Origin of the sequence: Nocardiopsis dassonvillei subsp. dassonvillei DSM 43111 (genome assembly GCF_000092985.1) — a bacterium.
Classification (GTDB): Bacteria; Actinomycetota; Actinomycetes; order Streptosporangiales; family Streptosporangiaceae; genus Nocardiopsis; species Nocardiopsis dassonvillei.
This window is the reverse complement of the sequence record NC_014210.1, coordinates 1,797,889-1,811,141: the sequence shown is the minus strand read 5'-3', so window position 1 is coordinate 1,811,141 and position 13,253 is coordinate 1,797,889. Positions and strand designations below refer to the sequence as shown.

General features: G+C 72.6%; 9 protein-coding genes and 1 riboswitch. Of the genes, 3 read left to right on the top strand and 6 right to left on the bottom strand.

What is annotated here, in order from left to right:
• Window positions 1-130 precede the first annotated feature (130 nt).
• From NDAS_RS07350 to NDAS_RS07340, 3 genes are all read left to right on the top strand, one after another.
• A complete protein-coding gene (locus NDAS_RS07350) occupies window positions 131-835 on the top strand; it encodes a response regulator (RefSeq protein WP_013152515.1) in 705 nt (234 codons plus the stop codon).
• Window positions 836-1,260: 425 nt separating this feature from the next.
• Entirely contained in the window at window positions 1,261-2,634 is a 1,374-nt protein-coding gene (locus NDAS_RS07345; RefSeq protein WP_041553093.1) for a threonine/serine exporter family protein, read from the top strand.
• Window positions 2,635-2,819: 185 nt separating this feature from the next.
• Window positions 2,820-3,008, top strand: a complete 189-nt coding sequence (locus tag NDAS_RS07340; RefSeq protein WP_013152513.1) for a DUF5999 family protein — start codon at window positions 2,820-2,822, stop codon at window positions 3,006-3,008.
• Window positions 3,009-3,135: 127 nt separating this feature from the next.
• Here NDAS_RS07340 and NDAS_RS07335 read toward each other — a convergent pair whose 3' ends face one another.
• From NDAS_RS07335 to NDAS_RS07310, 6 genes are all read right to left on the bottom strand, one after another.
• On the bottom strand, window positions 3,136-4,392 hold the full coding sequence (locus NDAS_RS07335; RefSeq protein ID WP_013152512.1) for a tetratricopeptide repeat protein: 1,257 nt from the start codon (window positions 4,390-4,392) through the stop codon (window positions 3,136-3,138).
• A 256-nt stretch (window positions 4,393-4,648) separates the two neighbouring features.
• Complete coding sequence (gene gcvP, locus NDAS_RS07330) at window positions 4,649-7,543, bottom strand: aminomethyl-transferring glycine dehydrogenase (RefSeq protein ID WP_013152511.1); 2,895 nt, start codon at window positions 7,541-7,543, stop codon at window positions 4,649-4,651.
• 98 nt (window positions 7,544-7,641) lie between these two features.
• Window positions 7,642-7,731: riboswitch (glycine riboswitch) on the bottom strand.
• 231 nt (window positions 7,732-7,962) lie between these two features.
• A complete protein-coding gene (locus tag NDAS_RS07325; RefSeq protein ID WP_019609133.1) occupies window positions 7,963-8,451 on the bottom strand; it encodes a MerR family transcriptional regulator in 489 nt (162 codons plus the stop codon).
• 465 nt (window positions 8,452-8,916) lie between these two features.
• Window positions 8,917-9,390: a bifunctional nuclease family protein gene (locus tag NDAS_RS07320; protein ID WP_013152509.1), complete on the bottom strand. Its 474-nt coding sequence runs from the start codon at window positions 9,388-9,390 to the stop codon at window positions 8,917-8,919.
• 170 nt (window positions 9,391-9,560) lie between these two features.
• Window positions 9,561-10,103 (bottom strand): FHA domain-containing protein, encoded by a 543-nt coding sequence (locus NDAS_RS07315; RefSeq protein ID WP_013152508.1) that lies wholly within the window; start codon window positions 10,101-10,103, stop codon window positions 9,561-9,563.
• 625 nt (window positions 10,104-10,728) lie between these two features.
• A complete protein-coding gene (locus NDAS_RS07310; RefSeq protein ID WP_013152507.1) occupies window positions 10,729-13,230 on the bottom strand; it encodes a mannose-1-phosphate guanyltransferase in 2,502 nt (833 codons plus the stop codon).
• Between the last annotated feature and the right edge of the window lie 23 nt (window positions 13,231-13,253).

The window sequence follows — 13,253 nt, the reverse complement described above, 5'->3', positions numbered from 1 at the left end:
GGCAGGACGCGGGGTCCGGCCCCGCATCGGGGACGGCCCCGCCCCATCCGCGCCGCGCCCACAGTCCACTGACACGGGTGACCCCGGGCTCGGACCCGCGCACCGCCCGGGATACGGCACAATTCCCCCTGTGCCCGTCTCAGTACTGCTGGTCGACGACCAGCCCCTCGTCCGCGCCGGCTTCCGCATGATCCTGGAGTCCGCCCCGCACCTGTCCGTCGTGGGCGAGGCCTCCGACGGCCGCGAGGCGGTCCGGGCGACCCGCGGCCTGCTGCCCGACGTCGTCCTCATGGACGTGCGCATGCCCGGCATGGACGGGATCGAGGCCACCCGGCAGATCGTGTCGTGGGCGCGGCCCCTGGGACACCGGGTACGGGTCCTGGCGCTGACCACCTTCGACCTGGACGAGTACGCCGTCGAGGTGCTGCGCGCGGGCGCCTCCGGGTTCCTGCTCAAGGACGCGCCGCCCGCCGAACTCGTCTCGGCCGTGGAGGTGGTCGCGGACGGGGCGGCGGCCATCTCCCCCGCGGTGCTCAACCGCCTGCTCGACCGCTTCGCCCCGCTCCTGCCCTCCGCCTCCCCCGCCACCGAACCCGCCGAGGACACCCTGACCGCCCGCGAGCACGAGGTCCTGCGCCTGCTCGCACGCGGGTGGTCCAACGCCGAGATCGCCGCCCACCTGGTCCTGGGCGAGACCACCGTCAAGTCCCACGTCGGCAGCATCCTCACCAAGCTGGAACTGCGCGACCGGGTCCAGGCGGTGGTCTACGCCTACGAGCACGGACTGGTCCGCCCCGGTGAGCGCGACCACGGCTCCGGACCCCACTCCGGCTGACACCCGCGACCCGCGTCCCGGGAGGACCTGGCCACCAGGTCCCGCGGACCCCGCCCGCGACACACGCACCGGGCCACCAGGTTCACCGGTCCGCGCGGACACACGGCCCCGGCACGCGAACCCCCGCCCCGCACAGGCTCCGGCCCGGCCCCGGACCCCCCGAACACGGGCCCCGGGCGCGGCGCCGGGGACCCCGGCGCGTCGCTGTGGACGGGCCCCCGGCCTTGACAGGATGATCCGGTGATCGAACTCACCGGCCACGAGCCCCGTTCCGGGCGAACCCCACCCTCCGGTACCGCGTCCCCTCATGGGTTGTCCACAGCACGCCGGTCACCACGGGTACAGGCGGGGAGGAGACGGAGACAGGAATGCCAAGCAAGCGGGAGCGACCCGTGCCCCCGAGCGAGGACCGCCTGCTCAGCAGGATGCGGGACTGGCGCGAGGCGCACGAGCGGGAGCTGACCCCGGACGGCTTCGACGAGACCGAGGACGTCAACCTCCCCGACGCCCGCGCCATCGACCTGGTGCTGCGGGTGGGCGAGCTGATGCTCGCCAGCGGAGAGGGCACGGAGGCCGTCAGCGAGGCGATGCTCAGCCTCTCGGTCGCCTTCGACCTGCCCCGCTCGGAGGTCTCGGTCACCTTCACCACCATCACCCTGTCCACCCACCCCGGGGGCGAACACCCCCCGATCACCGGCGAACGGGTGGTGCGCCGCCGCACCCTGGACTACTTCCGCGTCAACGAACTGCACACCCTGGTGCAGCAGTGCGCGCTCGGCCTGCTGGAACTGGAGGACGCCGCCGCCCGCCTGACCCAGATCAGGCGCGCCCGCATGCCCTACCCCAACTGGCTCATCGCGGTCGGGTTCGGCCTCATCGCCTCCAGCGCGAGCCTCATGGTGGGCGGCGGCCTGATCGTGGCGACCGCGGCCTTCCTGGCCACCGTCATGGGCGACCGCACGTCGGTGTTCCTGGCCAAGCGGGGCGTCGCGGAGTTCTACCAGATGGCGGGCGCCGCGGTGGTGGCCGCCACGATCGGCGTGGCGCTGCTGTGGGCCAGCACCACGCTGGACCTCGGCCTCCAGGCCGGGGCGATCATCACCGGCAACATCATGGCCCTGCTGCCCGGACGCCCGCTGGTCTCCAGCCTCCAAGACGGCATCAGCGGCACCTACGTGTCGGCGGCGGCGCGCCTGCTGGAGACCTTCTTCATCCTGGGCGCGATCGTGTCCGGCGTGGGCGCGGTCGCCTACACCGCCCAGCGCCTGGGCGTGAACATCAACCTGGAGGACCTCCCCTCCGCGGGAACCTCGATGGAGGTCCCCGTACTGATCGGCGCGGCGGGGATCGCGGTGGCCTTCGCGATCTCGCTCGCCGTACCGCCCCGGATGCTGCCGATGATCGGCGTGCTCGGCGTGATGATCTGGGTGATCTACGCGAGCATGCGCGACCTGCTGCACGTGCCCGCGGTGGTGGGCACGGTCGCGGGCGCGGTCGCGGTGGGCGTGGTGGGCCACTGGCTGGCGCGGCGCACGCGCAGACCGGTGCTGCCCTACCTGGTCCCGTCGATCGCCCCGCTGCTGCCCGGCAGCATCCTGTACCGGGGCCTGATCGAGATCACGCAGGGCGACCCCTCCGCCGGGCTGCTCAGCCTCGCGGAGGCGGTCACGGTGGGCCTGGCGCTGGGCGCGGGGGTCAACCTCGGCGGCGAGCTGGTCAGGGCCTTCCAGCACGGCGGACTGGCCGGCGCGGGGATGCGCAGCCGCCCTGCGGCGCGCCGGACACGCGGCGGGTACTGAGTTCCTCGTGTCCGAGGACGGACGGGGCAGAACCATTGCTGGCCTGGGGGTGTCTCACCTCCCGAGAGCGGACGACAGCGGCGGGGCGAACACATCCGTGTTAAACCGCGACAAGCATGTGATGTGAACCACTACTCTTGGCGTCAGCTCAACGACGAGCACCTCTGGACCGAAAGGCCTGTCCCATGTGCAGCCACGAACCTGCCTGCCCGTCCTTCGAGGACACCGACCGCGAGGCGGCCCGGGTCGTCTCCAGCCACCCCGAGCAGGGCTGGAGCCTGCTCTGCAACGGTGTCGTCCTCTTCGACGACACCGGTGAGCTGCTTCCCGACGGGGCGGTCGTCGCCCCGCACCGGCCCCGCGTCGCCGCCTGACGCCCGGCCGCACCCGCACACCGCGGCCGCGAGGCCGACGTACCCCGCCCGGCAAGCACCCCCGGGCGGTGAGGTGTCCCCCGACGGCCCCCGGTGACCGCACGAGCGCCGGGGCCCGTCCCCGGCCTCACTCCCGGACCGCGTCGGGCCACCCCTCCGGCAGCACGTCCTGGCCGCCCATCGCCTCGCTCAGGCGACGCCGGAAGTCGGCGTGCACTCCGGGCCCCCACACCAGTCCGCTCGGCGTGCGCAGCGCCTGTTCCATGACGGCCCGCAGCGCCGCCGGGCGCGCCTCCCCCTCGGCCACCGGCAGCGCCAGCAGGGCGTGCATCTGGGTGACCACGGCGAACAGTTCCCCCGCCAGCGCGGGCGCGCTCGCGGTCGCCGCGGCCTCCTCCAGGTAGGGGTCCCACCACGCCTCCCCGGCCCCGCCGTCCTCCTCGGGCCCGGCGAAGCCCCTGCGCAGCCTCTGGCGCACCTGCCCCGCGGTGTCCGGGTCCCGGTCCCCCAGGCCCAGCCGCCAGACCCGCTCGGCCGCGCCGGGGTCCCCGCGCAGCGCCAGCAGCCCCGCCAGGAGCTCCACGGCGGCGGCGAAGGTGCCAGGCGCGGCCCCCGGCTCCTCGGCGTCCTCAAAGGCCGCGTCCGGGTCCACGATGGCGCCGACGTCGGCGATGGCGTGCTCCAGGTGGGTGGCGGCGCGCAGCAGGCGCAGGCCCGGGTCGTCGGCGACCGACAGGCCGCGTTCGACCGCGGCCGCGGCGGCGCCCGGCAGCCCCCGCCCCAGCAGGCGTTCGGCCAGGTCGCGGGAGGCGTCCACGACGGTGGCCGCGTGCAGGCGGCCGAGTGAACCGGGGTCGGACGGCAGGGCCAGCGCCGCCTCCCAGTGCTCCTCGGCCCCGCCGGTGTCGCCGCGCCCCTCGGCGGAGCGGGCCAGCCCGTAGTGCGCCACGGCCGTGTAGTCGGCCCCGCCCAGGTCGAGCAGGCGGCGCCAGACGCGGTCGGCCTCGGCGTGGTCGCCGTCCTGTTCGAGGGAGAGCGCCAGGTGGTAGGCGGCGCGCGGGGCGTAGCGCGGGTCGCCGGTGGCCAGGGCGCGGCGGGCGGCCTCACGGGCGGCGGCCAGGTCTCCCCGCTGGTCCTCGACCACGGCCAGGCCGAGCAGGGCGCGGGCCTGCACCCGCGGGTGGGGGTTGGCGGCCACCGCCTGCTGGTAGAGCCTGGCCGCGCGTTTGAGGTGGCCGCTCCCGGCGAGGTCCTGGGCCTGGTCGCACAGTTCGGCGGCGCCCTGCCCGGTCGGCGCCTGCGCCTCGTCCGTGTCCCGGGGATCGGTGGCCGGGGGCGGGTCGGCGGGGCCAGAGCGCGCGGAAGGTCCGGACGTCGTGGTCATGCTCTCCGCTTTCCATGGGGGTGGCGGGGTGGCGGTCCGCGTGGTGGGAACGCGATCCGTGTCGCCGCAACTCTAACGCCTGCGGCGGCCGGGGACCGGGGACCCGCGCCGCGACCGGTGGGCACGCCCCGCTCTTCACCCCTCTCCTGCCGAGGTAGAGAACAAAACGGACTTTTACGACGTAGATCTACAAAGGGACAACAGGGAAGGGGCGCCGGTCCTCGGACCGGTGCCCCTTCCCGCGGCCCGGGCCGCCCTACAGCTCGAAGGCCTCCGGCGGCGGGCAGGAGCAGACCAGGTTGCGGTCACCGTAGGCCTGGTCGATCCGGCCGACCGGGGGCCAGTACTTGTCCGTGCGCAGCGACGCCAGCGGGTAGGCCGCCTCGGCGCGCGTGTAGCCGTGCGACCACTCGTCCGCGGTCACCGCCTCAGCGGTGTGCGGGGCGTTGCGCAGCGGGTTGTCCTGCGCGTCCCACTCCCCCGAGGCCACCTTGTCGATCTCGCCGCGGATCGCGACCATCGCCTCCACGAAGCGGTCCAGCTCGGCGAGGTTCTCGCTCTCGGTCGGCTCCACCATCAGGGTGCCGTTGACCGGGAACGACATCGTCGGCGCGTGGAAGCCGTAGTCCATGAGCCGCTTGGCGAGGTCCTCGTTGCTGATGCCGCTGGCCTTCTGGAGCGGGCGGATGTCCACGACGCACTCGTGCGCCACCAGACCGCCCGCACCGGTGTAGAGCACCGGGAAGTAGGGCTCCAGCCGCTTGGCCAGGTAGTTCGCCGACAGCACGGCGACCTCGGTGGCCGAGCGCAGCCCCTCCTCGCCCATCATGCGCACGTAGGCCCAGGAGATGGGCAGGATGCCCGCCGAGCCGAACGGGGCCGCCGAGACCGGTCCGACCCCCGTGTGCGGGCCCGCCTCGGGCTGGCCCGGGTGGTTGGGCAGGAAACCGGCCAGGTGCGAGCGGACCGCGACCGGGCCCACGCCCGGACCGCCGCCGCCGTGCGGGATGCAGAAGGTCTTGTGCAGGTTGAGGTGGCTGACGTCGGCCCCGAACTCGCCCGGCTTGGCCCAGCCCAGCAGCGCGTTGAGGTTGGCGCCGTCCACGTACACCTGGCCGCCCGCCTCGTGGACCAGGCGGCACACCTCGGTGACGGTGTCCTCGTACACGCCGTGCGTGGACGGGTAGGTGATCATGATGGCGGCCAGGTCGTCGGCGTGCTTGCCGGTCTTGGCGCGCAGGTCCTCCAGGTCGACGTTGCCGTTGTCGTCGCAGGCCACCACGGCCACGCGCATACCGGCCATCACGGCGCTGGCGGCGTTGGTGCCGTGCGCGGAGCTGGGGATCAGGCACACGTCGCGGTGGGCCTCGCCGCGCGAGCGGTGGTAGCCGCGGATGGCCAGCAGCCCGGCGAACTCGCCCTGGGACCCGGCGTTGGGCTGGAGGGACACCGCGTCGTAGCCGGTGACCTCGGCCAGCCAGGCCTCCAGCTGGCGGATCAGGGTCACGCTCCCGGCGGCCTGGTCCAGCGGCGCCAGCGGGTGCAGCCCGGCGAACTCGGGCCAGGTGACGGGCTCCATCTCCGCCGTGGCGTTGAGCTTCATGGTGCACGAGCCCAGCGGGATCATCGTGCGGTCCAGGGCCAGGTCGCGGTCGGAGAGGCGGCGCATGTAGCGCAGCAGCGAGGTCTCGCTGCGGTGGGTGCCGAACACCGGGTGGGTGAGGTAGTCCACCTGGCGGGCCAGCTCGGCGGGGAGGCGGTCGGCGTCCTCGTCCACGCTCAGGCGCACGCGCGAGGAGCCGCGCTCGGCCTCGCCGAAGGCGGCCAGGACCTTCTCCAGGTCGGCCTCGGTGGTGGTCTCGTCCACGCTCACGCCGACCGTGTACTCGTCCGCGGCCAGCAGGTTGTACCCGGCCTCCAGGGCGGACTCCACGACCCGGGCGGCACTGGGCACGCGCACGCGCAGGGTGTCGAAGTAGGCCCGGTGCAGGACCTCGAAGCCGCGCTCGGCGAGGGCGTCGGCCAGGGCGGCGGTGCGGGTGTGCACCTGGCGGGCGATCGCGCGCAGGCCGTCGGGACCGTGGTAGACGGCGTACATCCCGGCCATGACGGCGAGCAGGACCTGCGCGGTGCAGATGTTGCTGGTGGCCTTCTCGCGGCGGATGTGCTGCTCGCGGGTCTGGAGCGCCAGCCGGTAGGCGGGCTTGCCCGCGTTGTCCACCGAGACGCCGACCAGGCGGCCGGGCAGCTGGCGGCGCAGCTTCTCGCCCACGGACATGTAACCGGCGTGCGGGCCGCCGAAGCCGAGCGGGACGCCGAAGCGCTGGGTGGAGCCGACGGCGATGTCGGCGCCCAGGTCGCCGGGGCTGCGCAGCAGCGTCAGGGCCAGGATGTCGGCGGCCACCACCGCGAGGGCGCCGCGTTCGTGGGCCTGGGCGATGACCCGGCCCGGGTCGCGCACGGCGCCGCTGGAGGCCGGGTACTGCACCAGGACGCCGAAGGCGTCGCCCTCGGGCAGGCCCTGCGACAGGTCGGCGACCACGACCTCGATGCCGAGGGGTTCGGCGCGGGTGCGCAGCACGTGCAGGGTCTGGGGGAAAACGTCGGCGTCGACGACGAAGACGTCGGCCCTGCTCTTGGAGGCGCGGCGGGCCAGGGTCATGGCCTCGGCGGCGGCGGTGGCCTCGTCGAGCAGGGAGGAGCCCGAGACGGGCAGGCCGGTCAGGTCCGAGACCATGGTCTGGAAGTTGAGCAGGGCCTCCAGGCGGCCCTGGGAGATCTCGGGCTGGTAGGGCGTGTAGGCCGTGTACCAGGCGGGGTTCTCCATGATGTTGCGCAGGATGACCGGCGGGGTGAGGGTGCCGTAGTAGCCCTGGCCGATCAGCGAGGTGCGCACCTGGTTGCGGGAGGCCAGGTCGCGCAGCTCGGCCAGGGCCTCGGCCTCGCTCAGCGCCGGGGGCAGGTCAAGCGGCGCGCTGCGGCCGGGGCCGGTGAGGATGGACTCGGGCACGGCGTCGGCCATGAGTTCGGCGGTGGAGCCGTAGCCGACCGCCTTGAGCATCTCCTGGACCTCGGCGGGCGTGGGGCCGATGTGGCGGTCGGCGAACACCCGGGCGGGCGCGCCGGGGGTGTGCACGGGCTGGTCTGGCACGGAGACCTCCTGGTGACAGGGCCGAGTCGGGTCGGCGGTGTTCCTCACGGTCTCCCCCTCTGTCACCGGGCACGACGGCGCCCAGGCTTCAGAGCGGCCTCCTCCACGCGGTCCATGGTGCCTGAGAGGTTACTGGGGAGTATTGCCCCGTCGGCGCCCCGTTGCGGGGTCTCTCTCGCGCGGTGTCGACAGCCAGCTGACGATCTGTACGTGTGTACAAGCAGGGTGAATGTCGGTTTTCATCCCTGTTGTGACTACGACCGTACTCGATGGCTGCCCCGGGCGGCTCTTCCGGGCAGGCGTTTCGCCCACATCACACCCAGAACCTGGAGGTTCGTCCAAATAACCGCGGCGCCCAAGCACCCGCGCCCCCTGCCGGCACACGGCCGCCCCGGGGCTGGGGGCGGCGCCTGTCGGTCTCAGCCGGTACGGCGCTCCCGGCGGCGCCTGGCCAGCTCGTCCACGGGCTGGGGCGCGGCGGCGGGCAGGTCGGCCCGCTCCTCCGCGGGCACCACGCCCAGGGCCTCCTCCACCTCGCGCCAGACGTTGCCCAGCGCCAGTCCGAACATGCCCTGCCCGCGCTGCATGAGGTCCACGACCTCCTCCGGGGAGGTGCACTCGTAGACGCTGACGCCGTCGCTCATGAGGGTGATGCGGGCCAGGTCGGGGGCGGGACGGCCGCGCAGGTGGTCGACCGCGGTGCGGATCTGCTGGAGGGATATCCCGGTGTCCAGGAGCCGTTTGGCGACCTTGAGCAGCAGGATGTCGGGGAGGCTGTACAGGGGGGCGTTGTGGGCTCCGGTGAGCACGCTCGGCTCCACCAGGCCGGTCCTGGCCCAGTAGTCGAGCTGGCGGTAGCTGATCCCGGCGGCCGTACACGCCGCGGGGCCCCGATACCCGACGTCCATAGGCAGCGCCACCAAGTCTTCTTCGCACAGTAGGCCCTGCTGCCCCGCTAGCCGCAGCGCGGACCGCCTGTCATGGGGATCCCGCTTGCCGCTCGCTACCGCCACGCCGACCTCCGGCTTCTCGTCCCACGGCGGTCTCGACAGGGGATGTCCACTCAGGGAACGGGTGCGCCGTGGGTTCCACTGCACTGAAGGTAGGACGGCCGACCGGCAGCGTCAACGACACCGCGCGGCGCGTCGCCAAGTGCGCGCGGCGCCGGTGTGCCGGGGCCTCCCCGTTGGCGCCCGACGCGCACCCGGGGGTTTCGGCCCTGATCATTACGACCACTTCCGTTACCCAATCTATCACCGGCTCCACGGGTGAAGCCGCAGGTCGGGGCGTGTCCTCCCCGGCCCGCGCCACCGCAGCGGCACGGGACCCGCGCCTGGGCGCGGGCCCCGGGGGAGTGCACGTGCGTCACCGGACTACTCCGTGCGCCTGCCGAAGTCCTCGGGCGAGATGTTGTCCAGGAACTCCCGGAACGCCTCGACCTGGTCCTCCTGCTCGTCCGGGATGGGCATCCCGGCCTCGTCGATCACGTCCTCGTGCGCGTAGATGGGCGTGCCCGTCCGTAACGCCAGGGCGATCGAGTCGGAGGGGCGCGCGCTCACCTCCACACCGTTGCTGAAGACCAGCTGGGCGTAGAAGATGCCGTCGCTGAGGCCGGTGATGTTCACCGTCTTGAGCCCGGTGTCCAGGGCGTCGAGGACGTCCCGGAACAGGTCGTGGGTGAGCGGTCTGGCCGGCGCGACGCCCTGTTGGGCCAGCGCGATCGCGGTGGCCTCCACGCCGCCGATCCAGATAGGCAGGTAGCGGTCGCCTTCGGATTCCTTGAGCAGGACAATCGGCTGGTTCGAGGGCATCTCAACACGGACGCCGACGACCTCCATGTGCTTCACAGCGTCTCCGTCCCACGAGTCGTGATGCCGGATGGGCGCTCGTCCCTGCTCCCGCTGTGGATCAGGACCCGAGGGCGAAATCGGCACCCTTCGTTACAAAGTTCTCCGGCGGCGGGGGGCCGCAAACCTCATCGGCCCACCCGCCGCTCCCGCGGTCGTCCCCGCGCCGGTCAGCGGCGCGGTTTGGTCAGCAGGACCATCCGGAACTTGCCGATCTGGATCTCGTCGCCTCCGCCGAGCTGGGCCTCGTCGACCGGCTCGCGGTTGACGTAGGTGCCGTTGAGGCTGCCCACGTCGCGGACTCCGAACCCGTCGCCGCGGCGGAAGAACTCCACGTGGCGCCGGGAGACGGTGACGTCGTCCAGGAAGATGTCGCTGTTGGGGTGGCGGCCGGCGGTGGTCACGTCACTGTCCAGCAGGAAACGGCTCCCGGCGTTGGGGCCGCGCCTGACCACCAGCAGAGCCGTGCCCGGCGGCAGAGCGTCGGGGTTGGCGGGGTCGTCGCCGCCCAGCTCGTCGCCGGACTCCTCCTCTTCCAGGGCCTGTATGCCCGAGAGGGAGATGGTGGACGTGACGTCTCCGCCGGAGTCCCTGCCAGTGCCGGGTCGGGGGCCCTGCTGTTCGGCTCTGCGGATCGGAGTTCCGCAGTGGGAGCAGAAACGGGCATCATCCGCAACGGCGTGACCGCACTGCGTGCAGTAAACGCTCGACATAGGTCGGCTCGGCCTCCTACCGCACGGGGCGGTGCTTGATTGGGCTGATCGGTGGCACGTACCGGGCGTCGGGCGGGCACGCGGCCCGCACGCCGTCCGGTACGCGGTGAGACGGCCCGCTGTCGCGGCAGCGGTGCGCCTCACGCGGTCGGTCGCTAGGTCTCATCCCCCGTGTCGCACTCCTTGTCACCACCGGCGAGGGTGTCCGCCGTTGCCGGGATACCCGGTCCGATAGGCGACGCGGCGCTTCGGGGAACACTCGACTTTAAACCATATCCCTGTCCAGGAAGGGTTTTGCTCCTCCCCCGCCCACTGTGGACGACCCGTCGGGAACGGATCGCCGAGCGGTGTGCCCACCGTCGCGGAGGGTGTCCGGCGACGGCGGCGGGCCGGGTCGGGGCAACACGCCTGTCCTGGTGCTGATGCCGTGTCGGCGGGTTTGGTTCTCCACGGATCCCCCTGGATTCGCGCCGACTTCACCGGACCGCCACGACCTGCCTGTATGCCCATTTTAACCCGCGGGGTCACACACGGTAGGGGCCGCGCCCGCGCACCGGGCGTGACGACGCGGGTACGCGCCGCGCGGGCGCGGACGGGCGACCCGTCCGCGCCCGCGCGGCCCGCCTCAGCCCTCGGCCCGTTCCACGACGGCCGCCCACTCGTCCAGCAGACGGTGTGCGGTGTCGGAGTTGGGACCTTCGGCCCAAAGATGGGTGACGGCCTCCGCGGTGTCGGGGAGGACCAGGGCCCAGCTCCCGTCCGGCTCGATCACCCGGACGCCGTCGGTGGTGTCGAGTTCGCGGCCGCCAGCCGCCTCCACGACGGCGCGCATCACGCTCCCCTTGACCGCCCACGGGGTGGGCACCGAACGGCGCAGCAGGTGCGCCTGGGGGATCGTGCGGTCGATCTGGCTCAGCGATCGGCGGGTCCTGGCCACCAGCGCCAGCAGCCGCACGAAGGCGGCGATGGCGTCGGTGGTGGGGCTGAACCGCGGCACGATGAACCCGCCGCGGCCGTCGCCCGCGAAGATGACGTCGTCCTGGGCCTGGACCGCCTTGGTCAGCTCGTCGGTGGCCGTGGCCGTCCAGTGGACCTTGACCCCGTGCGAGGCGGCCACGGTCTCGGCGACGCGGGTGGTGGTGACGGGCAGGGCCACCGTCCCGGTCCCGTACTCGGCGCAGACCAGCTCCAGGACGACCAGCAGGGCCCGGTCGCTGTGCACCAGGGCGCCGTTCTCGTCCACGATGGACAGCCGTTCGGCCACGGGGTCGAAGCGCACGCCGAAGTCGGCTCCCGACCCCGAGACCAGCTCGCCCAGCCGCCCCAGGTCGCGGTTCTGCTTGGCGACGGTGTCGGTGGGCGAGGACTCGTCCAGCCGGTTGTTGACGGTGAGCACGTCCACGCCGATCCGGCCCAGCAGGGAGGGCAGGATGAGCGAGCCGCTGCCCCCGGCGCAGTCCACCACGACCTTGAGTTCGGCCTCGGCGACGCCGGAGGTGTCCACCTTGCGCAGCAGCTCGTGGGAGTAGCTCTCCACGTTGCGCGACGGGAAGGTCAGCTCGCCGATCTCGCCGGGGAAGGCCCGGCGGTACTCGGCGCGGGAGAAGACCCGGTCGAGCTTGCGCTGGGCGCCGGGCGACAGGTCGGCGCCGTCGCCGTCCAGGAAAAGGATGTCGACCGACTCGGGGTCCCCCGGGGTGGTGCGCACCGTGATGCCGCCGCTGACGCCGCTCTGGGAGGTGTGGAAGCGGGCCACGGGCAGCGGCACCACCTCCAGGTCGCGCACCTCGATGGCGGCCGCGGTGAGCGCGCTGATGATCGCGCGCTTGAGCGTACGGGCGGCGCGCGAGACGTCACGCGAGGTGGTGACGATCGCGCCCTTCTTCAGGGTGGTGGCGTAGGCGTTGGCCAGGCGCACCGCCAGTTCCGGGGTGATCTCGACGTTGATCAGGCCGGACACGCCCCGGGGGCCGAACAGCGAGCGCTGCCCGCGCGACTCCCAGATGACGTTGGTGCTGACCACCGCACCGGCCTCGATGGTCTTGAACGGGTAGACCTTGACGTCGTTGTGCAGGTAGGCCTCGGACTCGACGACGCAGTCCTCGCCCACGACCGCGCCCTCCTCGATCCGGGCGGCCGCCATGACGTCGGTGTTCTTGCCGATGACGGCGCCGCGCAGGTTGGCGCCGCGGCCGATGAACACGTTGTCGTGCAGGACCGTGCGGTGGGCGAAGGCCTCCGAGCGCACGACGGTGTTGCTGCCGACCACGGTGAACTCGCGCAGCTCGGCGCCCGCCTCGACCTTGGCGTAGTCGCCGATGTAGAGCGGGCCCTTGAGGACGGCCTCGGGGTGGACCTCGGCGCCCTCGCCGACCCACACCCCCGGGGAGACCTCGAAGCCGTCGATGTCCACGTCCACCTTGCCCGAGAGCACGTCGGCCTGGGCGCTGAGGTAGCTCTCGTGGGTGCCCACGTCCTCCCAGTAGCCGTCGGCGATGTAGCCGTAGAGGGGCTCGCCCTCCTCCAGCAGCTGGGGGAAGACGTCGCCGGACCAGTCGACGACCTCGCCCTCGGCGACGCGTTCGAGGACCTCCGGCTCCATGATGTAGATGCCGGTGTTGACGGTGTCGGAGAAGACCTGGCCCCAGGTGGGCTTCTCCAGGAAGCGCTGGACGCGCCCCTGCTCGTCGACGATGATGATGCCGAACTCCAGCGGGTTCTCCACCCGCTTGAGGCCGATGGTGACCTTGGCGCCGCTCTCGCGGTGGAAGCGGACCATGTCGGTCAGGTCGATGTCGGTGAGGGCGTCACCGGAGATGACGATGAAGGGCTCGCCGCGCAGGTGCTCCTCGGCGTTCTTGACGCTGCCCGCCGTGCCGAGCGGCACCTCCTCGGCGACGTAGCTGAGCTTCATGCCCAGCTCCTCGCCGTCGCCGAAGTAGTTGCGGATGAGGGTCGCCAGGAACTGCACGGTGACCACGGTCTCGGTGAAGCCGTGCTTGCGCAGCAGGCGCAGCACGTGCTCCATGATGGGTTTGTTGACCACCGGCAGAAGCGGTTTGGGCTGGTTGGCCGTCATGGGGCGCAGGCGGGTTCCCTCGCCGCCCGCCATCACGACGGCCTTCATCGGAGGCACGGTGGCCTCCGGGG

Bases quoted from the DNA above. Each gene is read 5' to 3' on its own strand.
- NDAS_RS07345 (WP_041553093.1), top strand. From the start codon at position 1,261: ATGCGGGACTGGCGCGAGGCGCACGAGCGGGAGCTGACCCCGGACGGC.
- NDAS_RS07310 (WP_013152507.1), bottom strand. From the start codon at position 13,230: ATGAAGGCCGTCGTGATGGCGGGCGGCGAGGGAACCCGCCTGCGCCCC.
- NDAS_RS07340 (WP_013152513.1), top strand. From the start codon at position 2,820: ATGTGCAGCCACGAACCTGCCTGCCCGTCCTTCGAGGACACCGACCGC.
- NDAS_RS07335 (WP_013152512.1), bottom strand. From the start codon at position 4,392: ATGACCACGACGTCCGGACCTTCCGCGCGCTCTGGCCCCGCCGACCCG.
- NDAS_RS07315 (WP_013152508.1), bottom strand. From the start codon at position 10,103: ATGTCGAGCGTTTACTGCACGCAGTGCGGTCACGCCGTTGCGGATGAT.
- NDAS_RS07325 (WP_019609133.1), bottom strand. From the start codon at position 8,451: ATGGACGTCGGGTATCGGGGCCCCGCGGCGTGTACGGCCGCCGGGATC.